Raw genomic sequence first — 21,948 nt, 5'->3', positions numbered from 1 at the left:
ACAGTATTGATTCGTCGTGGCGAGAGTCATAAATCCCACAACGACTGGTGAAGTAAATGACGCATCAACGCCAAAGTGAAAGTGCCAAACCAGCAGACGGTAATGTATCAAGTGAAAAACGGCCCACGCGGGGCCGCTGTGGTTCAGGAGGCAGGCTTGATACCGTACCAACGCGGCGTATACACCCACTCACCACCCTCGGCACGAGGAAATGCACAGGTGGTGGACGAGCCGATCAACACCATGGTGCGCATGTCCACCTGATCCGGGGTCAACTGCCCCAGCGTAGTCACGCGCAAGGTCTGGCCCGGGCGACCAATGTCTCGTCCCAACACCACGGGCGTTTCTGCAGTGCGGTGTTGCGCGACAATCTCCAGTGCCCGACCCAACTGCCAAGGACGCGACCGCGAGATCGGGTTGTAGAACGCCAACGCCAGATCGGCTTCGGCGGCCAGGTCCAGGCGCTTCTCGATGATCGCCCAAGGCTTGAGGTTGTCCGACAGCGACATCACGCAGAAGTCATGGCCCAAGGGCGCGCCTGCTTGAGCAGCCGTCGCCAGTGACGCGGAAACACCCGGAAGGATTTCCAGATCGACGCTGTGCCAGCTCGGCTCACTCGACTCATGCAACGCTTCAAGCACCGCCGCCGCCATGGCGAACACGCCGGGGTCACCGGATGAAACCACAATCACCGAACGGCCTTGCGCCGCCAGCTCGAAGGCGTGGCGGGCACGCTGCATCTCTTCGCGGTTGTCAGTGCAATGCAGCACCTGATCTTCACGGAACGGCCCGGCCATGCGCACGTAGGTTTCGTAGCCGAGTACGTCGGTGGCCCTGGCCAGTTCAGCCTTGACCGCTGGCACCATCAGTTCGGCGGCGCCAGGGCCCAGGCCGATCACCGCCAAACGACCGCGTGCACGGCCGATCTGCGCAGCGTCCAGCGGCTGAGTGGCCACCGCGATGGCCATGCCGGTATCCGCTGCCACGATGGTAGCGTTCGGCACGGTGCGGCGGGACAACTCGCTAACGCCGCCGCTGACCGACGCAAACCGCAGAGGTACACCCAGTTCAAGTGCCGCTTCGCGCAATGCCGCGCTAGCCATGTCCAGATCGCTCGCCAACAGGCACGCCACCGATTGCACGGCGATTTTCGCTTGATGCAGGGTCGCGCGAATGGCGTCTGGCAGACCCGTCACCTCACCGCTCACCGCCACCAACACATTGCGCGGGTAGATCATCAATTCATTGGCTGCCGGTGTCCGCTCGGCATGGCCGACATGGATCGACAGATGTGCTTGAGGATCTTGCGGCAACTGCGCCTGCGCCAGCCACGGCGCAGCCCCTTCGACGCGTACGCTTTGGCCGGCGAGCAAATCCGAGACGAAGCGCTTGCCCAGTTCCAAATCGCCGAGGGCGTAACCGCTGGGTGGATTGAGCAAGCAGGTGCCGAAGCGCAATTCACCACTGGTGGTGATCGCCGCAGCAACCTCGAGACCGGCAGCAATCTCGCGCGCCATGACGTTCACGCCACCGAGGCCGCCGAGCAGTGGCACCACGGCGCTGCCGTCTTCAGCCACGGCCAGCACTGGCGGCTCGGCGCCTTTTTCCAGCAGAAGCGGGGCCAGCGTGCGGATCACGATGCCCGCAGCGCATAAGGCAATGATCGGCGTGTCCTGCTGATAGAACTCACGCAAGGTGGCGCCGAACTCGTGATAGACGCGGTCCGCGCCTTGCACTCGTTCGGTGAGGCCATGAATCAACGCGCCGGGGTACACCTGCTGGATCCTGCGCGCGGTGGCGAGGCTGCCATTGCCCAGAATGACAATCGCCGGAACTGGACGGGCCATCAGCCTTGCCACCGTTCGCCGGGCACAATGATCAGCGAGAAGTACGGCGAGGACATCGGCTCGACCTGATTCAGCGGAACGATTTTCTGGTTGGCCATGGTCGCGCGTTCAACGTATAGCGCACGCTCCGCCAGCCCGAGTTCTTCAAGCACCTGACGGACCTTGGGAAAGTTGCGCCCCAGTTTCATGATCACCGCTGCATCGGCATCGGCCAGACGACGCTTGAGATCGTCGGCAGGTAATACGCCCGACAGGACCGACAAACTCTGATTGCGATACACCAGCGGCGCACCCAGCACCGAAGCGCCGCCGAGCATCGAACAAACGCCCGGCACAACTTCGGCTTCATAGCGCTCGGCCAGTCGATCGTGCAGGTACATGTAGGAACCGTAGAAGAACGGATCGCCTTCGCAGATCACCGCCACGTCACGGCCAGCGTCCAGGTGCGCGGCCAGTTCTTCGCCGGCCGCATCGTAGAAATCGCTGATCACTTGTTCATACGACAGCGGCGCCGGCAACGCCTCGGTGGTCACTGGATACACCAGCGGCAGCAGTGTTTGCGCGTCCTGCAAATGCGCCTCGATGATGCCGAAGGCGTTGCCTTTTTTGCCCTTGGCGACGAAGTACGCCACCACCGGCGATTCGCGCAGCAGGCGCAGGGCTTTGACGGTAATCAGTTCCGGATCACCGGGGCCGACGCCCAGGCCGATCAAACGTCCAGGTTGCTGCATCATTCGATCTCCGTGGCGAGGGCATTGACGGCGGCGGCGGCCATGGCGCTACCGCCCAGCCGGCCTTGCATGATGACGAAGGGCACGCCGCGGCTGTCCGCCGCGAGCGCTGCCTTGGATTCTGCGGCGCCGACGAAGCCCACCGGGAAGCCGAGAATCAGTGCCGGTTTCGGTGCGCCGGCATCGAGCATCTCCAACAGGTAAAACAGTGCGGTCGGCGCGTTGCCGATCACCACCACGCTGCCTTCCAGGTGCGGGCGCCACAGTTCCAGCGCGGCGGCGGAGCGGGTGTTGCCCAGCTCGCGGGCAAGCTCCGGAACGCTTTCATCGCGCAGGGTGCAGATGACTTCGTTGTTCGCAGGCAAACGCGTGCGGGTCACACCTTCACTGACCATCCTCGCATCGCACAGGATCGGTGCACCGGCGGCCAGCGCATCACGCCCGGCCTTGCCCGCGCCTTCGGAAAATTGCAGCCCGTCGATGGCGTCGACCATACCGCAGGCGTGGATCACACGGACCGCGAGCTTTTCCAGGTCGGCCGGAATACGCTCGAGGTTGGCCTCGGCACGAATGATCGCGAAGGAGTTGCGATAGATCTCCTGACCGTCGCGGATGTAATCAAGCATCAAGGGGGCTCCATGAGCGGGCGTCGAGCAAGGCTGCGACCGCTTCAATAGTAAGGTTGCGTGCGTGCAGCGCGCCGAAACCCGGCTGCGCTGCGTCGCGAAAACAGAGGTCGTAGTTACCGGGAGAAACCGCCAGCAAGGTGATCGGCGCACTATGCGCGGCGGCACAGGAACGCTGGCAGCCAGACAGGTGCACGTTCAGTGTCTGGCCGTGACGTTGCAGCAGCGCCGCCAGTTGTCGGGCATCGCCCTTGGTGTCGGCCAGGCCTTTGCCGCAACCCGTCGAACCGGTGCAGGCGATCAGGTGCGCCAAGGCATCGTCGGCCGAGCAACGCAGACCGAGTTGTTCAAGGCTGTGGATAACTTCCCGAGCATCGTCGACATGGACACCGGGTAATAACAGGCTTTGCCAGGGTGTGAAGCGCAGGCTGCCGTCGCCCTGGTCACGTGCCAGGTGTGCGACGCCTCTGAGCATCGCGGGATTGAGACGGCCCAGCGGCGGCACCGCGCCGATATACACGCGCTTGGCCTCACGCTGTGGATGAGCACCGATGTGCAAGACACTCGGACTTACCTTGCGCTGCCAACCCTTGATGGGCATCAACGGCACACGTTCGGCCAGACGAGCGAGAAACCCGTCGAGCGAACAATCAGCGAGCAAATGCCGCATGCGTGTCTGCTCGGGACGCGCCAGGTCAAGGAACAACTCCAGAACCGCGACCACCAGCGCGTGGCCCTGCTCCAGTGACACCGCACCCACAGGCGAGTCCACTGGACACCCCGCCAGACCGAATGCAAAAACCAGCTCGCCCTCTCGCTCAGTGGCACACAGCCACAGATCATGAGGGTGTTCGAGCATCGCCAGACCTTCGCCGCCATCCAGTTGCACGGCAAACTTGGCGCTGAGGTCGTGGAAGCGTTCATGGCTTTGCAGCGTAACGAGGATCTGTTCGGCCAGCGGGCGCGTGTCGAACAGCATCTGCTGATCAATTCCCGCACTCGGGCTGAGCATCAGATTGCGCACATCGTCGCCAGCGGCGGTGCTGGGCCCCAACCCGGCCGCCATCAGGCCGTCGATCAAGGCGCCCTGTTCATTGCCAATCCCGCGAATTTGCAGGTTGGCGCGGTTGGTCGCCTCGATCACGCCGCCAGCGAACCACTCAGCTGCACTGGCCACCGCGTCGGCCTGAGCCGCACTGATCGAACCGCCATTCAACTTGATCCGGCAGATACCACCGTCCAGCGCCTGGACGATACGCAGCAACCCCGGACAGGCCGAGGGGCGTAAGGCTGAGGACATCGGGCGTTTGTTCAAGGGGGCGACCGGCAGTGTGGGAAAGGCGCTTCGCGGGCGAAGGCGCGGTATTATGCCTGCTTTGTTCGACGGCATGAAAAGCCTGCCCGTCGGAACAGTCCGTTTGAGGACTTTTTTTGAGGACTGCAGATGTCACCCTGGCTGACAGTAGTGGGAATCGGTGAAGACGGCTTCAAGGGCTTGGGCAAAAACGCCCGGCACGCTCTGCTGCACGCTTCGCGGATCATTGGCGGTCAGCGGCAACTGGATTTACTGCCGGCGTGCATCCGTGGCGAGCGGCAGTTGTGGCCCAGCCCATTCTCCCTTGAACGGGTATTGGCGCTGCGCGGCGAACCGGTCTGCGTGCTGGCCAGCGGCGATCCAATGTTCTTTGGTGTGGGCGCCAGCCTGGCCCGGCAGTTGTCCAGTGATGAAATGCTGATACTGCCGGCGCCATCCTCCTGTTCGCTGGCGGCAGCGCGAATGGGCTGGCCGTTGCAGGATGTGGTCACGCTTTCGGTGGTTGCTCGTCCCATCGCCGCACTCAATGCGCAGTTGTTCAGCGGTGTTCGCTTGCTGGTGTTGAGCAACGACGGCAAGAGCCCGGCCGCCATCGCGACGCTGTTGCGTGAACGCGGTTTCGGGGCGAGTCGCCTCACCGTGCTGGAACACCTGGGCGGTGCCGCCGAACGACGCATCGATGGCGTCGCCAATGACTGGAACAATCCTGTGATCGCCGATTTGAACCTGATCGCCATCGAGTGCATCGCCGAGCCCAACACGCAACGCCTCTCTCGACTGGCCGGCCTGCCGGACTCAGCCTTCAAGCACGACGGCCAATTGACCAAGCGCGACGTACGCGCAATCACGCTCGCGCGTCTCGCCCCGGTTCCCGGCGAACTGCTGTGGGACGTCGGCGCCGGCAGCGGCTCGATCGGCATTGAATGGATGCGCGCTCACCCAAGTTGCCGGGCGCTGGCCATCGAAGCTGACGAAGGGCGGCAGTTGTTGATCGAACACAACCGCGATGCCCTCGGCGTTCCCGGCCTGCAATTGATTCGCGGCAGTGCGCCGCAGGCCTTGGCCGGTCTCGAGCGTCCAGACGCGATTTTCATCGGCGGCGGCGTCACCCGCGAGGGCGTGCTCGACACGTGCTGGGCCGAACTCAAACCCGGTGGCCGACTGATCGCTAACGCCGTCACGTTGCAAAGTGAAATGACTTTGATGGCCTGGCGCGAGCAGCATGGCGGTGAGCTGACGCGCATTCATATCGCTCAAGCGCAACCGCTGGGGGACTTTGATACGTGGCGTCAGGCGTTGCCGATTACCTTGCTGGAAGTGACGAAGCCTTTCGATGCGTGACGAAACCGCCGAACAACCCGCACCGCTGCGCAGTGGCCTGACCACCGGCAGCTGCGCCACCGCCACCAGCCTTGCGGCGGCTCGTCTGTTGCTCAGTGGCGTGGAAGCGGACGCCGTCGAGATCATTCTGCCCAAAGGCAAACAGGTGCAAATGCGCCTGGAGTTCTGTCGGTTGAAGGACGACGGCGCCGAGGCCGGAACGATCAAGGACGCCGGGGACGACCCGGACGTGACCCACGGTGCCCTGCTCTACTCCCACGTGCGCCTGAATGCCCGACCGGGCATTCGCTTCAATGCCGGTCGCGGCGTTGGCACGGTGACCCGGCCGGGGCTGGTGCTGGGCGTCGGTGAACCCGCAATCAACCCGGTGCCACGCAAGATGATCACCGATCACTTGTCGCTGCTGGCCGAGGAGCTGGATTACCGGGGCGGCTTCGAGGTCACCATAAACGTCGAGGACGGCGAAGCCCTGGCGCTGAAAACCATGAACCCGCGCCTGGGGATTCTTGGCGGCTTGTCGATCCTCGGCACCAGCGGCATCGTCCGGCCATTTTCCTGTGCGGCGTACATCGCCTCGATCCATCAAGGCATCGACGTCGCCAAAACCAACGGTTACTTGCACATCGCTGCGTGCACCGGCAATGCCAGCGAAGACACCATGCGCCGGGTCTACGACTTGCCGGAAATCGCCCTGATCGAAATGGGCGACTTCGTCGGCGCCGTGCTCAAACATCTGCGCAAAGTGCCTGTGGATACACTCAGCCTCTGCGGCGGCTTCGGCAAGATCAGCAAGCTAGCGGCTGGGCACATGGATTTGCACAGTCGGCATTCGAGCATCGACCTGCCGCAATTGGCCGAGTGGGCGGCGGCGATTGGCGCCGATGAGGTATTGCAGCAAGGGATTCGCGAAGCCAACACCAGCCAGCAAGCCTTGGCGATGGCCAGCGCTGCGGGCATCGCGCTCGGTGATGCGGTGTGTCAGCACGCGCTGGACTTTGCCCGCAGCGTGGTGCCGGCGCAGGTTCAAGTCGAAGTGTTTGCCATCGATCGCCAAGGCGCGATTGTCGGCCATGCGGGAGCTTTTCAATGAAGCGCGTGTTGTTGCTGGGTGGCGTGACGGAAGCCTTGGCCATCGCCCGGACCCTAGGGCCGGAACATATCTATAGCCTGGCCGGAGTGGGGCGTGTGCCGACAGATCTGAGCTGTCAGGTTCGCGTTGGCGGTTACGGCGGTGCCGAAGGGCTGGCGCAGTTCATTCGCGATGAAGGGATCGACCTGCTGCTGGACGCCACCCACCCCTACGCCGCACACATCAGCCAGAACGCCGCCACCGCTGCGCGGTTGAGCGGCATTGCATGCTGGGCGTTAAGGCGCCCGGCCTGGCAACCACAGGCAGGGGATGACTGGCGAGATGTCAGCGACTGGGCCGAGTTGATCGAAGCGCTGAAACCGCTCCGGAGACCGCTGTTCACCCTCGGCCGCGAACCATTGCAACATCTGCATGAAATCCCGCCAGAGCAATTCTGGACCTTGCGTGCACTGGACGTTTACCCGGGCAATGAGCGCTGCGAAGTCATCGGTGCGCGCGGGCCGTTTCTGATTGAGGATGAACGTGAACTGTTTGAGCGTCGGCAGATTGATGTGCTGATCAGCAAGAACAGCGGCAGCACGGCGACCGAGCCGAAGCTGGAAGTGGCACGGGAGCGTGGGGTGCCGGTGATTGTTTTGCAGCGGCCAGTGTTGCCGGGGGTAGATCGAGAGTTTGGGTCGGTGAAAGACGTGTTGGCAGCCCTAACGGCAGGACTCACAACATAACCTGTAGCAGCTGGCGAAGCCTGCGTCCGGCTGCGCAGCAGTCGTAAAATCAAACGCCTCGATCTTTCAGGTTAATCGCGGATGGAGGATTTACGACTGCTACGCAGCCGAACGCAGCCTTCGGCAGCTGCTACAAAATTGTGTGATGGCTGATCTGCACGGCACTGGCAATCGGTAATTCGCGACTATCATGAAGGCTATGGAGCTTGGCGCTGCGACACCACACCGCACGCTGCTTTTTTACTTATCGGCCCTGATCAGGCTAAATAGCCGCGCCTGATCGTCCACCCAACCGGATTTCTCCCATGTCCCGACAACGGCTCGCATTTGCCTGGATCGCCTGCTTCGCAGTGCTGTTCAACTTGCTCGCCATGCCGATGTCCGGAGCAATGGCGCAGACGGCGAAATCGCCTGCCGAGCAGTTGCTGTGGGGCAGTTTCTGTTCGTCCAGCGGCACGAAGATGGTGGCGATTTCCCTGGGCGATATCGAGCAGAAAGCCCCGCAGAGTGACGATCATTCCAACATGCAGCATTGCTGGTGCTGTTCAGGTTCCGCGCCACTGGTGGCGTTGCCCGGGCACATGCCGCAACTGTACTTCGCGCGTTTCGATGCCAATCGAAGCCTGCCTCACGCCTCTCTCGATACAACGACACCGCGTCAGCAATGGCCAAGCCTGAACCCCCGCGCTTCCCCTCTGGTGTGATTCCTTCTCGCAATTGACCTGCGTTTTGAATCGTTCTGGAGAACTGCCATGTTGAACAAACTCATCGCCCTGGCTGTGTTGCTGCTGCCTGCCTGTTTTGCCAATGCCCACGAATACAAGGCAGGGGAGCTGGAAATCGCTCATCCGTGGTCGCAAGAATTGCCACCCAACGCACCGACCGTTGCTGCGTATTTCGTGATCCATAACAGCGGCAAAACGGCCGACCGACTGCTCAGTGTCGACTCGCCGATTGCAGGCATTGCTCAACTGCACGAGCACGTCATGCAAAACGACCTGATGAAAATGCAGCAGGTGCCGAACGTCGAAATCCCTGCCGGTGGCAACGTCACTTTTGCGCCGATGGCCTACCACGTGATGCTGCTGGAATTGAAAGACCGCAGCCTGTTAACCGACGGCAAACGCTTCCCGCTGACGATGCATTTCGAGAAGTCCGGCGACGTGACGGTCGAAATCGCGGTGCAGAAAAAAGCACCGGACGGCATGCAAGCACACGTGCACGCTCAGTAATCGACAGAGCTGAAAACGTCCATGCGCCCGCTTAGCGCCAGGTCATCCGCACACCGTCGTCAGCCGTTAAGCCTGACGCGCGGCAGCTGGATCAGCCTGTTCGCCATGTTGATGATCTTTATCGGCCCGCTGATTTCTCAGTCGATGCCGATGGATCAACGCGCCTCGTCGATGTCGATGAGCATGTCGATGGACATGAGCATGGACATGTCGGCAATGGAGCACGCCGACCACGGCGCGCAACCCGCCGCCGAGCACTGCCCGCCCAAAGCCTCGGCCCACGCGCTCTGGGAAAAATGCGGTTATTGCAGCCTGCTGTTCAATTGCCCGGCGCTGACTGGCGGCCAGTCCTTCATCGCGTACGACACGCCAACAGCCACCACTTTCACCACCCCTTTCCCCCGACTGGGCCACGCCCGGCAAACCTTCTTCCCCGGCGCCCGCACTCGCGCCCCACCCATCGCCGCGTAAACACCCACATCCGCTCTCACACGGTTTAGAAGACAGCCCCAGGCTGCCGGCCGTGTCGTTTACGACTGTTCGATGGAAATTGTCATGTCCAGGTTTTCTGCTGACACACGCTTGAGCCCTGCCCAAGCTTCTTTTGCCCCGAACGAATCCAGTATTCGTTTGAGGCACGCCACCGCCTTCCTTTGCGGTGCACTGCTGACACCCATGGTGCTGGCCGATGAACACGCCGGTCACAGCGAAGAACTAAGCCCGACGGTGATCACCGCCATTGCGCCGAGTTCGCCACTGACCATCGTCACCAATCCCAAGGACCCACGCCAACCGGTGCCGGCCAGCGACGGTGGCGATTACCTGAAAACCATTCCCGGCTTCGCCCTGGTGCGCAATGGCGGCACCAACGGCGACCCGGTACTGCGCGGCATGTTCGGCTCGCGACTGAACATCCTCACCAACGGCGGCCAGTTGCTCGGCGCCTGCCCCGGCCGAATGGACGCACCGACCTCCTACATCTCGCCGGAAACCTACGACAAACTGACCGTGATCAAAGGCCCGCAAACCGTGCTCTGGGGACCGGGCGCGTCGGCCGGAACGATCCTCTTCGACCGTGAGCCAGAAAGCTTCGGCGAACTCGGCACGCGGGTGAACGCCAGCGTGCTGGCTGGCTCCAACGGGCGCTTCGACAAAGTGGTGGACGCTGCTGCCGGCGGGCCATTGGGTTACGTGCGAGTGATCGGCAACACCGCGCATGCCGACGACTACCAGGACGGCAACAACGACACCGTGCCGTCGCGCTACGACAAGTGGAATGGCGATGTCGCGGTGGGCTGGACCCCGGACGCCGACACCCTGCTGGAGCTCACCGCCGGCAAGGGCGATGGCGAAGCGCGTTATGCCGGGCGCGGCATGGACGGCTCGCAGTTCGAGCGCGAAAGCCTGGGCCTGCGGTTCGAGAAGTCGAACATCGGCGATGTGCTGGATAAAGTCGAGGCGCAGGTTTACTACAACTACGCCGACCACGTGATGGACAACTACACCCTGCGCACGCCGTCCGGCACCGGAATGATGGCCGGCCCGATGGCCTCCAACGTCGACCGTCGAACCCTCGGCGCACGGATCAAAGCCACCTGGCGCTGGGCCGATGTGCAGTTGATCAGCGGCATCGATGCGCAGACCAGCGAACACCGCCAACGCAACGCCATGGGCATCGACGTCTACAAGGATCTTCCGCGCAACAAGGACGCCGACTTCCACAACTACGGCGTGTTCAGCGAACTGACCTGGTACGCCGCCGACCGCGACCGGCTGATTACCGGCGCGCGACTGGACCGCGCCTCTGCCAAGGATTTCCGGCAGACCACTGGCTCCGGTATGATGGCGCGCCCGAACCCGACTGCCGACGACACCCGCGCCGACACCCTGCCGAGCGGGTTCGTCCGTTATGAGCACGACCTGGCTGACAGCCCGACCACGCTGTATGCCGGCCTCGGCCACACCCAGCGTTTCCCGGATTACTGGGAGCTGTTTTCGCCCAAATCGGGGCCCGCCGGATCGGTGAATGCCTTCGATTCGATCAAGCCTGAGAAAACCACCCAGCTCGACTTCGGCCTGCAATACAAGACCGAAGACCTGGAAGCCTGGGCCTCGGGGTACGTCGGGCAGGTGCGCGATTACATCCTGTTCAACTACACGCCCGCAATGATGGGCATGACCTCGCAAGCACAAAACATCGACGCACGAATCATGGGCGGCGAATTGGGTGCGGCCTACAAGCTGACCAGCAATTGGAAAGCCGACGCAACCCTGGCCTACGCCTGGGGCAAGAACAGCAGCGACGGCAACGCACTGCCGCAAATGCCACCGCTGGACGCACGTTTCGGCCTGACCTACAGCGAAGACAACTGGAGCGCCGGGGCCTTGTGGCGCGTGGTCGCGGCGCAAAACCGCATCGACCAGAACAAGGGCAACGTCGTCGGCAAGGACTTCGACAAGACCTCGGGTTTTGGCGTGTTCTCGCTCAATGGCGCCTACCGAATTAACAAAAACTGGAAGGTCAGCACCGGCGTCGACAACCTGTTCGGCAAGGCGTACGCCGAGCACTTGAACCTAGCCGGCAACGCTGGTTTCGGCTACCCGGCCAATGACCCGCAAGCCATTAAAGAACCGGGGCGCACGCTCTGGACCAAGGTGGACATGAGTTTCTAAAAAAGCTTCGCGAGCAGGCTCGCTCCCACAGGTACACCACTGTCCATGTGGGAGCGAGCCTGCTCGCGATTGGTTGCGAAGCAACCGCAAACAAACAACTAAAAGATCCATGCCAAAGCGGAGCACACGTGATGAAACAGCCCAAAGTGAATTTCTACAACCTGGCCTGGCGCTGGCATTTTTATGCCGGTCTGTTCGTCGCGCCTTTCATGGTGATGCTGGCCCTGACCGGCATCATTTACCTGTTCAAACCGCAACTCGATCCGTTGATGTACGGCAGCCTGCTGAACGTCCCGGCCGGGCATCACAGCGTCTCGGCCGACGACCTGCTCAAGCGGGTAAAAGCGGCGTATCCACAGAGTCAGATCAAGCAGTACCTGCCACCGGTCAACGCCGAACGCAGCGCGCAATTTGTCGTGATCAATGGCGGTAACGAGCTCAACGTATTCGTCGATCCCTACCACGGCGATATCCTCGGCGAGCAAGACGCCAAAAAAAATCTGCAAGCCGTTGCGCGAGCGATTCATGGCGAGTTGATGATCGGCACCGTCGGTGATCGACTGATCGAACTGGCCGCCGGTTGGGGCGTGGTGTTGGTGGTCTCCGGCGTCTTTCTGTGGTGGCCGCGTGGCCAGGCGGCCGGCATCCTGTGGCCGCGTTTGAGCAGTCGCGGTCGCGTGCTCTGGCGCGACCTGCACGCGGTGACCGGGTTTTGGGGCGCGTCGTTGCTACTGGTGATGCTGCTCAGCGGCATGACCTGGACCGGGTTCTGGGGCAAGCAATACGCCGAAGTGTGGAATGTCTTTCCGGCAGCGATGTGGGATGACGTGCCCAAGTCCGATGTCGAGGCCCGAAGCCTCAACACCGCCACCCGCCAGACCGTGCCATGGGCGATGGAAAACACGCCGATGCCGATGTCCGGCGACCACGCCGAACACATGGCCCACGGTAGCGCGCAAGCTGGCCCCGCCGCGCCGACCATCAGCTTGCAGGACGTGCAGAACATCGCTGCGCAACGCAAGGTCGAACCGGGTTACAGCATCACCTTCCCGACCACGGCGACTGGCGTGTTCACCATAGCGGTGTTCGCCGACGACCCGCGCAACGACGCTACGCTGCACGTTGATCAGTACACCGGCGATGTCCTCGCCGACGTGCGTTTCGAGCAGTACGGCACCGTCGCCCGTGCAACAGAAATCAGCGTGATGCTGCACGAAGGCAAAATGTTCGGTGTGTTCAACCAGATCATCGTGTTGCTGATCTGCCTGATGATTCTGCTCAGCGCCGTCAGCGGCGTGGTGATCTGGTGGAAGCGCCGTCCACAAGGAACATTCGGTGTTCCGCCGCTGCGCCACGATTTGCCGAAATGGAAAACTGCGATGGTGATCATGCTGACGCTGGCAGTGATCTTTCCGCTGGTGGGGGCTTCGTTGATCGTAGTGTGGCTATTGGATCGAGTTCTGTTATCGAGGCTCAACGAGCGAGTAGAACCTACCGCCTCAGCGTGATCAGACTGCGCGGTTCGCGCGGAAAAACGCGGGCCGCACAACCTGAAAACGAAAATACCGAAGTTGCATTACTTGTCCGAATACAGGCTGCCATTAATATTCTGCAGCCCTTTCACTTGCTCGGCGCTGCCCTTGTAACTCGTGCTGGTGGGTACGCCTGACCCACTTTGGCATTTGACGGTAATCCAGCAACGCTGGGTATCGTCAAGCCTGATAATGTCGGTCGGCACACTGTTGATTCTCTGTGGCACCTCGCAAGTTGCATTGGCACTGCTGACATTCCAGGCAGCAGCGCAAGAGCCCCAATCTTCGGCCTTCAAAGACTGAACACACAGCATAAAACCCAAAGAAACAAGTAAAACACTCACCTTTAAACTGTCCATCGCAATGTCCTCGTAGCAGCGTTAATTCGCCTGCACGCTAAAACTACGAGGGCCGGGAGGGCAGGTCTACTGTCATAACTGACAGGTTTTATCTGTTTTTCTAGATTGTTTTAATCTAAAAAATACTCGTAAAAAAACAATCGACGATATGCGATGTTCCAAGGTTTGCGCTCGATAAAACAGCGCAATTGACAACCTGAATCCGCCTCACCTTCATCATGAATCAGGCGAGATGCGCGTATTAGAGGGTTCTGTAGACTTCGCACACGCTTATCTCCCGGCCATTTTTAGTGTTACTGCATAACGCAAAGAGCAAGCTCGCTCCCACATTGAAATGCGATCAACTGTGGGAGCGGGCTTGCTCGCGATGAGGCCGTCAGCAACACCGAATATTTCAGAGTAGATGCATGACCTCGCTGAACCTCACAAACCTCGCCTGGACACCCCTGGGCCACGGCCATTGCCATCACCAGTTCCAACTGCGTGATGCAACCTTGCACGTGCTCCCGGGTGAGTTCGTCGGTCTGATCGGCCCCAACGGCAGCGGCAAAACCAGCCTGCTGCGGTGTGCCTGGCGCTTCAGCAAACCCGAGCGCGGCGAGGTCAAGCTCGACCACCACAACGTCTGGAAGCAATCCTCACGCTGGTGCGCGCAGCGCATCGCCGTGGTCCTGCAGGAGTTCCCCGACGCCTTCGGCCTGACCGTCGATGAAGTCGTCGCCATGGGCCGCACACCACACAAAGGTCTGTTCGACGGCGACACCCTGGGGGACAGAAAACTCGCAACCCAAGCCCTCGAATCAGTCGGTCTGAAAGGCTTCGAGGATCATGCCTTCGCCACCCTCTCCGGCGGTGAAAAACAGCGCGTGATCCTCGCCCGCGCCCTGGCTCAGCAACCGCAAATGCTGATCCTCGACGAGCCGACCAATCACCTCGACCCGCGTTATCAGCTCGAACTGCTGCAACTGGTCAAACGCCTGAAGATCGGCACCCTGGCGAGCATTCATGACCTGAACCTAGCGGCTGCGTTCTGTGATCGGCTGTACGTGATCAATCACGGTCGCATCGTCGCCAGCGGCACACCCAAAGAAGTCCTGACCGCCCCACTGCTGCGCGACGTGTTCGGCGTCGAAGCGCTGATCGATGAGCATCCCTTGCACGGCTACCCACGAATCACCTGGATAACCCAATCATGACTTTGCGTTCCCTGCTTTGCGCCGCCCTGTTGCTGGGCAATGCCCAAGCATTTGCCGAGGCCACTCACTACCCTTTGACCGTGCAGAGCTGCAACCGCGAAGTGACCTTCAAGCAAGCGCCGAAACACGCGGTCAGCCACGACATCAACATGACCCAGATGATGCTCGCCCTCGGCCTGAAACCAAACATGGCCGGGTACAGCGGCGTGACTGGCTGGAAGTCGGTCACGCCCCAGATGCAGACCATCCTCGATGGCTTGCCGGAGTTGGCGGCCAAGTACCCGTCGGTGGAAACCCTGCTCAACGCCAACGTTGATTTCTTCTTCGCCGGTTGGGATTACGGCATGCGCGTGGGCGGTGACCTCACGCCGCAAACGTTGCAGCCGCTGGGCATCAACGTCTACGAGCTAACGGAGTCCTGCGCGTTCGTGATGAAGCGTCCGCCGGCCAGCCTGGAAGACACCTACAACGACCTGCGCAACCTCGGCAAAATCTTCGACGTGCAGGATCGCGCCAACGCCGTGATCGCCCAGATGCGGGCGCAAGTCGCCGAAGTGCGCAAGGATCTGCCGGCGGACAAACCTCGCGTGTTCCTCTATGACAGCGGTGAAGACCGCGCCATGACTTCCGGTCGCCTCGGTATGCCGCAAGCGCTGATCGACGCCGCTGGCGGGCGCAATATTCTGGATGACGTCGAATCGAGCTGGACGCGGGTCAACTGGGAAAACGTGGTCGAGCGCAATCCGCAGGTGATCGTGATCGTCGACTACGGCGAAGTCACTGCCGAGCAGAAAGAACAATTCCTGCTCAACAACAAGGCGCTGCAGTCGGTGGACGCGATCAAGCATCACCGCTTCATCGTGATTCCGTATGTGCAGGCCACGCCGGGTATCGACAACGTGCTGGCAGTTGAAACCCTGGCCAAGGGTTTCCACGGCGAATGATCAATCGTCGCTACGCCCTGTTGCTGGTGGCCCTCGGCGCGTTGTTGCTGGTGTCGTGCGTGGTGTCGCTGGGCTTCGGCCCGGCGCGGGTGCCGGTGGATGTTGTGTGGCGGATTCTGTTGCACAAGATTTTTGGTTTCGGCGTGCCGGACTGGGCCGCCGGGCAGGAACATATCGTCTGGCTGATCCGCGTGCCGCGCATGTTGCTTGGCGCGTTGGTGGGCGCCGGGCTCGCGCTGATCGGTGCGGTGCTGCAAGCGGTGACGCGCAATCCGCTGGCCGACCCGCACCTGCTTGGAGTCACCTCCGGCGCGACCCTTGGTGCCGTGATCGTGGTGTTGCATGTCGGTGAAATCGTTGGTCTGCTGACCTTGCCGATCGCGGCGTTTATCGGCGCGTTGCTGAGCATGCTTATCGTGCTGATGATCGCCAACCGCAACGGGCGGCTGGACAGTGATCGGCTGCTGCTGTGCGGCGTAGCGGTGTCCTTCGTGATGATGGCGATCGCCAATCTGCTGCTGTTTCTCGGCGATCACCGCGCGAGTTCCGCGGTGATGTTCTGGATGCTTGGCGGGCTCGGGTTGGCGCGTTGGGAATTGCTGGCGGTGCCGGCGGCCAGCGTGTTGCTCGGGTTGGTGTTGTTGCTGGGAATGGCGCGGCCGTTGAATGCGTTGATGGCGGGCGAGCAGACGGCCGTGACCCTCGGGCTCAATGCTCGCACCGTGCGGTTACGGGTGTTTTTGATTGCGTCGCTGATGACTGGGGTGCTGGTGTCGATCAGCGGGTCTATCGGGTTTGTCGGGCTGATGGTGCCGCACATTGCGCGGCGTGTGGTCGGGGCGGAGCATCGGCGATTGTTGCCGGTGTGCGTGTTGTTGGGCAGCCTCTTTCTCGTCTGGGTCGACGTCGCCGCCCGCACCCTGATCGCCCCCGAAGACTTGCCCATCGGCGTCGCCACCGCCGCCATCGGAGGCCTGTTCTTCATCGGCCTGATGCGCCGCCGCTGATTCACCTCTTTTCAAACTGTGGGAGCGAGCCTGCTCGCGAAGACGTCGGCACATCCAACATCATCGTGACTGACAAATCGCTATCGCGAGCAGGCTCGCTCCCACAAAGGCATCGTCCCCCAAACCAATGCGCCCCAATGTGGCGCACCTCTTCGCACCAACGCGCCAGGCGCGATCCTTCATGGTGCGTCGCCCAAACCGTGCAACCGCTCTAATACGACATTTCCCTGCCTTTTGCCGACCAGGCACAGCCCTTGCTAAAGACCCTTCAGTAGTCCGCATCTGCCACCAAGAAAATTCATAAGTTCATGGAGATCGCACAATGAAGCGTCGCAGCTTGATCAAGGCTTTCACACTTACGGCAAGCATTGCCGCGATGGGCATGACCTGGAGCCTCCAGGCCGCCGAGACCATCAAGGTCGGTATTCTGCATTCATTGTCCGGCACCATGGCGATCTCCGAAACGTCGCTCAAAGACATGGCGATGATGACCATCGACGAGATCAACGCCAAGGGTGGCGTGAACGGCAAGATGCTGGAACCGGTGGTCGTCGACCCGGCGTCGAACTGGCCGTTGTTCGCTGAAAAGGGTCGTCAACTGCTGACTCAGGACAAGGTGGCGGTGGTGTTCGGTTGCTGGACGTCGGTGTCGCGTAAATCGGTGTTGCCGGTGTTCGAAGAGCTTAACGGCCTGCTGTTCTACCCGGTGCAATACGAAGGTGAAGAGATGTCGCCGAACGTGTTCTACACCGGCGCCGCGCCGAACCAGCAAGCGATTCCGGCGGTGGAATACCTGATGAGCGAAGAAGGCGGCAGTGCCAAGCGTTACTTCCTGTTGGGCACCGACTACGTCTACCCGCGCACCACCAACAAAATCCTGCGTTCGTTCCTGCACGCCAAAGGTGTGGCGGACAAGGACATCGAAGAGGTTTACACCCCGTTCGGTCATAGCGATTACCAAACCATCGTGGCCAACATCAAAAAATTCTCGGCCGGCGGCAAGACCGCGGTCATCTCCACCGTCAACGGCGACTCCAACGTGCCGTTCTACAAAGAGCTGGCCAACCAGGGTTTGAAAGCCACCGACGTTCCGGTCGTGGCGTTCTCGGTCGGCGAAGAAGAGCTGCGCGGCATCGACACCAAACCGCTGGTGGGCAACCTCGCGGCATGGAATTACTTCCAATCGGTCGAGAACCCGGCGAACAAGAAATTCGTCGCCGACTGGAAAGCCTACGCCAAGAAACACAACTTGCCGGGCGCCGACAAAGCGGTGACCAACGACCCGATGGAAGCCACCTACGTGGGCATCCACATGTGGGCGCAAGCGGCTGAGAAAGCCAAGTCCACTGACGTCGACAAAGTCCGCGAAGCCCTCGCTGGCCAGACCTTTGCCGCGCCGTCCGGTTACACGCTGACCATGGACAAGACCAACCACCACCTGCACAAACCGGTGATGATCGGCGAGATCCAGGCGGACGGTCAGTTCAACGTGGTGTGGCAGACCGAAGGGCCGATCCGTGCCGAGCCGTGGAGCCCGTTCATCTCGGGTAACGACAAGAAGCCGGATTATGCGGTGAAGAGCAACTGAGACGGATCGAGGTTTTTGGGTGGGCTTTAAATCCACCCCTCATCGGAACGCCGCCCGCCCATCCCTCTCCCCACGGGGGAGAGGGGGAAAGGGAGCCGATCTTCATGCTTTTCCAAGCTTGAGTTCGACTCGACATTTCAGGTCGCAGTATTTCGTCCAAGCGCCTCGGTTAGTCCCCTCTACCCTCTGGGGAGAGGGTTAGGGTGAGGGGTCGATCCAAAGCCGAACGCAGTTCCATCGGCCGTAGCTAGACAGGGAACACCATATATATGCCCACTGCCCTTTACCGCTTCATCCTCGCCATCGCGCTGTTATTACCGATGGCCACCTATGCCGGCGACGCCGAAGACTTCGTCGCCACCAATCCCGTGCAACAAGCAAAACTCCTGGAAACCTGGGCCGCGCAGCCCGATCCGGCCCGTATCGAGCTGATCAACGCCCTGCAGCAAGGCGAGCTGACCGTCGACGGCCAACCGAAAACCCTGCGCCTGAACAACCGTCTGCGGGGTCTGATCGACACCGCTATGGCGAGTCACCAATTGCTCGCCACCGACGCCAAAACCCGTCTGGCCGCCGCGCAGCAATTGCAGAAAAGCGCCAAACCGGCGCAGTTGAAATTTCTCGACCAGCGACTGGCTGGTGAAAAAGATGAAAGTGTCCATGCCGCTTTAAGCCTGGCGCTGGCCAACCTGCAACTGGTGGACACCGACCCGGCCATACGCCTCGCCGCTGTGCGTCTGCTCGGTGAAACCGGTGATCCGCTGGCTCGCACTCGCCTCGAAAGCCTGCTGCAACCCGGTGTCGAAGCCGACGCCGGCGTACGCACCGCTGCCGAAACCAGCCTCGCTCAGGTCAAACGCAAACTGCTGATCGGCGAGATCCTCGGTCAAGCCTTCAGCGGCATGTCCCTCGGTTCGATCCTGCTGCTCGCGGCCCTCGGTCTGGCGATCACTTTCGGCCTGCTCGGCGTGATCAACATGGCCCACGGCGAGATGCTGATGCTCGGCGCGTACTCGACGTACGTGGTGCAGCTGATGTTCCAGCGTTTCGCCCCGCAAGCCATCGAGTTCTACCCGCTGATCGCGTTGCCGGTGGCGTTTTTCGTCACCGCCGCCATCGGTATGGCGCTGGAACGCACGGTGATTCGCCACCTCTATGGCCGCCCATTGGAAACCCTGCTCGCCACGTGGGGCATCAGCCTGATGCTGATTCAACTGGTGCGATTGGTGTTCGGTGCGCAAAACGTCGAAGTGGCCAACCCGGCGTGGTTGTCGGGCGGGATTCAAGTGCTGCCCAACCTCGTGCTGCCGTACAACCGCATCGTGATCATCGCCTTCGCGCTGTTTGTGGTGGTGCTGACCTGGCTGCTGCTGAACAAGACGCGCCTGGGCTTGAACGTGCGCGCCGTCACCCAGAACCGCAACATGGCCGCTTGCTGCGGCGTGCCGACCGGGCGCGTGGACATGCTCGCTTTCGGCCTCGGCTCAGGCATCGCTGGCCTTGGTGGCGTAGCCCTCAGCCAGATCGGCAACGTCGGCCCGGACCTCGGCCAAAGCTACATCATCGACTCGTTCCTGGTGGTGGTGCTCGGTGGTGTCGGTCAGTTGGCCGGTAGCGTGCTCGCCGCATTCGGCCTCGGCATCGCCAACAAAATTCTCGAACCGCAGATCGGTGCCGTGCTCGGCAAGATTTTGATCCTCGCGCTGATCATTCTGTTCATCCAGAAACGTCCGCAAGGCCTCTTCGCACTGAAAGGACGGGTGATCGACTGATGAACCAGCCACTGCTGCTCACGGCCACGCAAAAGGCCGGCCCCAAAGTCACGATCGCCGTTGGCGCGGTGATCCTCGTTCTATTGCTGGCGTTGCCGCTGCTGTCGTTGTTGTCGCCCGACAGCGCGTTTCACGTCTCGGCCTATACGCTGACGCTGGTGGGCAAGATCCTTTGCTACGCCATCGTCGCCCTCGCGCTGGATCTGGTCTGGGGATACGCCGGTCTGCTGTCCCTAGGCCACGGCCTGTTTTTCGCCCTCGGCGGTTATGCGATGGGCATGTACCTGATGCGCCAGGCTTCCGGTGATGGTTTGCCGGCATTCATGACGTTCCTGTCGTGGACCGAACTACCGTGGTACTGGACCGGCACCAGCAGCTTCCTCTGGTCGATGTGTCTGGTGGTGTTGGCGCCGGGGTTGCTGGCGCTGGTGTTCGGCTTCTTCGCCTTCCGTTCGCGGATCAAGGGCGTGTATTTCTCGATCATGACCCAGGCCCTGACCTTCGCCGGGATGCTGCTGTTCTTCCGCAACGAAACCGGGTTTGGCGGCAACAACGGCTTCACCAACTTCCGCACCATCCTCGGCTTCGGCATCACTGAACCGGGGACTCGCGCGGTGCTGTTTTTCGCCACCGTGGTGTTGCTGGTGGCTAGCCTGTTCATCGGTTGGCGCCTGGCGCAGAGCAAATTTGGCCGGGTGCTGACCGCGTTACGCGATGCCGAAAATCGCCTGATGTTTTGCGGGTATGACCCACGTGGTTTCAAGCTGTTTGTCTGGGTGCTGAGCGCGGTGTTGTGCGGGTTGGCCGGTGCGCTGTACGTGCCGCAAGTCGGCATCATCAACCCGAGTGAAATGTCGCCAACCAACTCCATTGAAGCCGCGGTCTGGGTAGCGCTGGGTGGTCGCGGCACGCTGATCGGCCCGTTGCTCGGCGCCGGTGTGGTCAACGGGATGAAGAGCTGGTTCACCGTGGCTTTCCCGGAATACTGGCTGTTCTTCCTCGGCGCGTTGTTCATTGTCGTGACCTTGTACCTGCCCAAAGGCGTGATCGGTCTGCTGAAAAAAAGGGGTGAACAATGAGAGTCACTGCAACGGCTGAATTCATGCTCGAACCGGCGTTTTTTCCGCCACTGGAACCCAACAGGGACGCCGGCAGCAGCCGCGACGCCATCGGCCTCGGCCAACGCGTCGGCCCCGGCCTGGATACCCGCCACGGCACCATCCTGACGCTGGAAGACATCAGCGTCAGCTTCGATGGCTTCAAGGCCCTGAACGCGCTGAACCTTTACATCGGCGTCGGCGAATTGCGTTGCATCATCGGCCCCAACGGCGCGGGCAAGACCACGCTGATGGACGTGATCACCGGCAAGACTCGTCCCAGTCACGGCAAGGCCTGGTTCGGTGAAACCCTCGACCTGACGCAGATGAGCGAAGTGCAAATTGCCCAGGCCGGCATCGGCCGCAAATTCCAGAAGCCGACGGTGTTCGAAGCCTTGAGCGTGTTCGAGAACCTCGAACTGGCGCAAAAAACCGACAAGTCGGTGTGGGCCAGCCTGCGGGCTCGCCTGAGTGGCGAACAGAAAGATCGCATCAGCGAGGTGCTGGACACCATTCGCCTGACCACGTCGGTCAATCGCCCGGCGGGTTTGTTGTCCCACGGCCAGAAGCAGTTTCTGGAAATCGGCATGTTGCTGATGCAAGACCCGCAACTGTTGCTGCTCGACGAGCCGGTGGCGGGCATGACCGACGCCGAAACCGAATTCACCGCCGAACTGTTCAAGCGCCTGGCGGGCAAGCATTCGCTGATGGTGGTGGAACACGACATGGGCTTCGTCGGCTCCATCGCCGACCACGTCACCGTGTTGCACCAGGGCAGCGTGTTGGCCGAAGGGTCGCTGGAACAGGTGCAGGGCAACGAGCGCGTGATCGAGGTTTATCTCGGTCGTTAAGATTGCGAATACAGACCCTGTG

At 61.4% G+C, this 21,948-nt stretch carries 20 protein-coding genes; 15 read left to right on the top strand and 5 right to left on the bottom strand.

Annotated features, from left to right (window positions below; all coding sequences use genetic code 11):
* Positions 1-143: 143 nt before the first annotated feature.
* Genes cobJ through cobG form a run of 4 tightly spaced genes read right to left on the bottom strand, consistent with a single transcriptional unit; the run spans position 144 to position 4,504 of the window.
* Positions 144-1,847, bottom strand: a complete 1,704-nt coding sequence (gene cobJ / locus QFX16_RS03050; protein WP_283182782.1) for a precorrin-3B C(17)-methyltransferase — start codon at positions 1,845-1,847, stop codon at positions 144-146.
* Positions 1,847-2,578 carry a precorrin-2 C(20)-methyltransferase gene (locus QFX16_RS03045; RefSeq protein ID WP_283184511.1) on the bottom strand — a complete coding sequence of 244 codons (732 nt, stop codon included), beginning with the start codon at positions 2,576-2,578 and terminating at the stop codon, positions 1,847-1,849. Before QFX16_RS03045 ends, cobJ begins: the two co-directional genes overlap by 1 nt.
* Positions 2,578-3,204 carry a precorrin-8X methylmutase gene (locus QFX16_RS03040; RefSeq protein ID WP_008038718.1) on the bottom strand — a complete coding sequence of 209 codons (627 nt, stop codon included), beginning with the start codon at positions 3,202-3,204 and terminating at the stop codon, positions 2,578-2,580. The genes QFX16_RS03045 and QFX16_RS03040 overlap by 1 nt, the downstream gene beginning before the upstream one ends.
* Positions 3,197-4,504 carry a precorrin-3B synthase gene (gene cobG, locus QFX16_RS03035; protein ID WP_283182781.1) on the bottom strand — a complete coding sequence of 436 codons (1,308 nt, stop codon included), beginning with the start codon at positions 4,502-4,504 and terminating at the stop codon, positions 3,197-3,199. The genes QFX16_RS03040 and cobG overlap by 8 nt, the downstream gene beginning before the upstream one ends.
* Positions 4,505-4,648: 144 nt before the next feature.
* Between cobG and cbiE the strand changes: the two genes are divergently transcribed.
* The 8 genes from cbiE to QFX16_RS02995 all read left to right on the top strand — a co-directional run bounded on the left by cbiE (position 4,649) and on the right by QFX16_RS02995 (position 13,088).
* Positions 4,649-5,860, top strand: a complete 1,212-nt coding sequence (gene cbiE / locus QFX16_RS03030; RefSeq protein WP_283182780.1) for a precorrin-6y C5,15-methyltransferase (decarboxylating) subunit CbiE — start codon at positions 4,649-4,651, stop codon at positions 5,858-5,860.
* On the top strand, positions 5,853-6,950 hold the full coding sequence (locus QFX16_RS03025; protein ID WP_283182779.1) for a cobalt-precorrin-5B (C(1))-methyltransferase: 1,098 nt from the start codon (positions 5,853-5,855) through the stop codon (positions 6,948-6,950). The genes cbiE and QFX16_RS03025 overlap by 8 nt, the downstream gene beginning before the upstream one ends.
* Complete coding sequence (locus QFX16_RS03020; protein WP_283182778.1) at positions 6,947-7,675, top strand: cobalt-precorrin-6A reductase; 729 nt, start codon at positions 6,947-6,949, stop codon at positions 7,673-7,675. Before QFX16_RS03025 ends, QFX16_RS03020 begins: the two co-directional genes overlap by 4 nt.
* Before the next feature lie 305 nt (positions 7,676-7,980).
* Entirely contained in the window at positions 7,981-8,379 is a 399-nt protein-coding gene (locus QFX16_RS03015; protein ID WP_283182777.1) for a DUF2946 domain-containing protein, read from the top strand.
* A 48-nt stretch (positions 8,380-8,427) separates the two neighbouring features.
* Positions 8,428-8,907: a copper chaperone PCu(A)C gene (locus QFX16_RS03010; RefSeq protein WP_283182776.1), complete on the top strand. Its 480-nt coding sequence runs from the start codon at positions 8,428-8,430 to the stop codon at positions 8,905-8,907.
* A 21-nt stretch (positions 8,908-8,928) separates the two neighbouring features.
* Positions 8,929-9,378 (top strand): DUF2946 domain-containing protein, encoded by a 450-nt coding sequence (locus tag QFX16_RS03005; RefSeq protein WP_283182775.1) that lies wholly within the window; start codon positions 8,929-8,931, stop codon positions 9,376-9,378.
* Positions 9,379-9,462: 84 nt separating this feature from the next.
* Positions 9,463-11,580 (top strand): TonB-dependent copper receptor, encoded by a 2,118-nt coding sequence (locus QFX16_RS03000; protein WP_283182774.1) that lies wholly within the window; start codon positions 9,463-9,465, stop codon positions 11,578-11,580.
* 131 nt (positions 11,581-11,711) lie between these two features.
* Positions 11,712-13,088 carry a PepSY-associated TM helix domain-containing protein gene (locus tag QFX16_RS02995; protein WP_283182773.1) on the top strand — a complete coding sequence of 459 codons (1,377 nt, stop codon included), beginning with the start codon at positions 11,712-11,714 and terminating at the stop codon, positions 13,086-13,088.
* A 68-nt stretch (positions 13,089-13,156) separates the two neighbouring features.
* On the opposite strand, the gene QFX16_RS02990 is transcribed toward QFX16_RS02995, so the two are convergent.
* Entirely contained in the window at positions 13,157-13,471 is a 315-nt protein-coding gene (locus QFX16_RS02990; RefSeq protein WP_283182772.1) for a hypothetical protein, read from the bottom strand.
* A gap of 407 nt (positions 13,472-13,878) precedes the next feature.
* Here QFX16_RS02990 and QFX16_RS02985 point away from each other — a divergent pair, with 407 nt between their 5' ends.
* The 7 genes from QFX16_RS02985 (at position 13,879) to urtD (ending at position 21,926) form a co-directional block, all read left to right on the top strand.
* A complete protein-coding gene (locus QFX16_RS02985; RefSeq protein WP_283182771.1) occupies positions 13,879-14,667 on the top strand; it encodes an ABC transporter ATP-binding protein in 789 nt (262 codons plus the stop codon).
* Positions 14,664-15,611, top strand: coding sequence for an ABC transporter substrate-binding protein (locus tag QFX16_RS02980; protein WP_283182770.1), 948 nt, complete (start codon positions 14,664-14,666; stop codon positions 15,609-15,611). Before QFX16_RS02985 ends, QFX16_RS02980 begins: the two co-directional genes overlap by 4 nt.
* Complete coding sequence (locus QFX16_RS02975; protein WP_283182769.1) at positions 15,608-16,618, top strand: FecCD family ABC transporter permease; 1,011 nt, start codon at positions 15,608-15,610, stop codon at positions 16,616-16,618. Before QFX16_RS02980 ends, QFX16_RS02975 begins: the two co-directional genes overlap by 4 nt.
* Positions 16,619-16,940: 322 nt before the next feature.
* Positions 16,941-18,206 (top strand): urea ABC transporter substrate-binding protein, encoded by a 1,266-nt coding sequence (gene urtA, locus QFX16_RS02970; protein WP_283182768.1) that lies wholly within the window; start codon positions 16,941-16,943, stop codon positions 18,204-18,206.
* A 269-nt stretch (positions 18,207-18,475) separates the two neighbouring features.
* Positions 18,476-19,978 carry an urea ABC transporter permease subunit UrtB gene (urtB, locus tag QFX16_RS02965; RefSeq protein ID WP_283182767.1) on the top strand — a complete coding sequence of 501 codons (1,503 nt, stop codon included), beginning with the start codon at positions 18,476-18,478 and terminating at the stop codon, positions 19,976-19,978.
* Positions 19,978-21,057, top strand: a complete 1,080-nt coding sequence (gene urtC, locus QFX16_RS02960) for an urea ABC transporter permease subunit UrtC (RefSeq protein WP_283182766.1) — start codon at positions 19,978-19,980, stop codon at positions 21,055-21,057. Before urtB ends, urtC begins: the two co-directional genes overlap by 1 nt.
* On the top strand, positions 21,054-21,926 hold the full coding sequence (urtD, locus tag QFX16_RS02955; protein WP_283182765.1) for an urea ABC transporter ATP-binding protein UrtD: 873 nt from the start codon (positions 21,054-21,056) through the stop codon (positions 21,924-21,926). Before urtC ends, urtD begins: the two co-directional genes overlap by 4 nt.
* Positions 21,927-21,948: the final 22 nt, after the last annotated feature.

This window comes from Pseudomonas svalbardensis, from assembly GCF_030053115.1.
GTDB lineage: Bacteria > Pseudomonadota > Gammaproteobacteria > Pseudomonadales > Pseudomonadaceae > Aquipseudomonas > Aquipseudomonas svalbardensis.
Note: the sequence above shows the minus strand (reverse complement) of the source record. Positions and strands in the feature narration are given on the sequence as shown.

What these genes read in the sequence shown, in the direction of transcription:
- cobJ (WP_283182782.1), bottom strand. Translation starts at nt 1,847, where the DNA reads ATGGCCCGTCCAGTTCCGGCGATTGTCATTCTGGGCAATGGCAGCCTC.
- QFX16_RS03045 (WP_283184511.1), bottom strand. Translation starts at nt 2,578, where the DNA reads ATGCAGCAACCTGGACGTTTGATCGGCCTGGGCGTCGGCCCCGGTGAT.
- QFX16_RS03040 (WP_008038718.1), bottom strand. Translation starts at nt 3,204, where the DNA reads ATGCTTGATTACATCCGCGACGGTCAGGAGATCTATCGCAACTCCTTC.
- cobG (WP_283182781.1), bottom strand. Translation starts at nt 4,504, where the DNA reads ATGTCCTCAGCCTTACGCCCCTCGGCCTGTCCGGGGTTGCTGCGTATC.
- cbiE (WP_283182780.1), top strand. Translation starts at nt 4,649, where the DNA reads ATGTCACCCTGGCTGACAGTAGTGGGAATCGGTGAAGACGGCTTCAAG.
- QFX16_RS03025 (WP_283182779.1), top strand. Translation starts at nt 5,853, where the DNA reads ATGCGTGACGAAACCGCCGAACAACCCGCACCGCTGCGCAGTGGCCTG.
- QFX16_RS03020 (WP_283182778.1), top strand. Translation starts at nt 6,947, where the DNA reads ATGAAGCGCGTGTTGTTGCTGGGTGGCGTGACGGAAGCCTTGGCCATC.
- QFX16_RS03015 (WP_283182777.1), top strand. Translation starts at nt 7,981, where the DNA reads ATGTCCCGACAACGGCTCGCATTTGCCTGGATCGCCTGCTTCGCAGTG.
- QFX16_RS03010 (WP_283182776.1), top strand. Translation starts at nt 8,428, where the DNA reads ATGTTGAACAAACTCATCGCCCTGGCTGTGTTGCTGCTGCCTGCCTGT.
- QFX16_RS03005 (WP_283182775.1), top strand. Translation starts at nt 8,929, where the DNA reads ATGCGCCCGCTTAGCGCCAGGTCATCCGCACACCGTCGTCAGCCGTTA.
- QFX16_RS03000 (WP_283182774.1), top strand. Translation starts at nt 9,463, where the DNA reads ATGTCCAGGTTTTCTGCTGACACACGCTTGAGCCCTGCCCAAGCTTCT.
- QFX16_RS02995 (WP_283182773.1), top strand. Translation starts at nt 11,712, where the DNA reads ATGAAACAGCCCAAAGTGAATTTCTACAACCTGGCCTGGCGCTGGCAT.
- QFX16_RS02990 (WP_283182772.1), bottom strand. Translation starts at nt 13,471, where the DNA reads ATGGACAGTTTAAAGGTGAGTGTTTTACTTGTTTCTTTGGGTTTTATG.
- QFX16_RS02985 (WP_283182771.1), top strand. Translation starts at nt 13,879, where the DNA reads ATGACCTCGCTGAACCTCACAAACCTCGCCTGGACACCCCTGGGCCAC.
- QFX16_RS02980 (WP_283182770.1), top strand. Translation starts at nt 14,664, where the DNA reads ATGACTTTGCGTTCCCTGCTTTGCGCCGCCCTGTTGCTGGGCAATGCC.
- QFX16_RS02975 (WP_283182769.1), top strand. Translation starts at nt 15,608, where the DNA reads ATGATCAATCGTCGCTACGCCCTGTTGCTGGTGGCCCTCGGCGCGTTG.
- urtA (WP_283182768.1), top strand. Translation starts at nt 16,941, where the DNA reads ATGAAGCGTCGCAGCTTGATCAAGGCTTTCACACTTACGGCAAGCATT.
- urtB (WP_283182767.1), top strand. Translation starts at nt 18,476, where the DNA reads ATGCCCACTGCCCTTTACCGCTTCATCCTCGCCATCGCGCTGTTATTA.
- urtC (WP_283182766.1), top strand. Translation starts at nt 19,978, where the DNA reads ATGAACCAGCCACTGCTGCTCACGGCCACGCAAAAGGCCGGCCCCAAA.
- urtD (WP_283182765.1), top strand. Translation starts at nt 21,054, where the DNA reads ATGAGAGTCACTGCAACGGCTGAATTCATGCTCGAACCGGCGTTTTTT.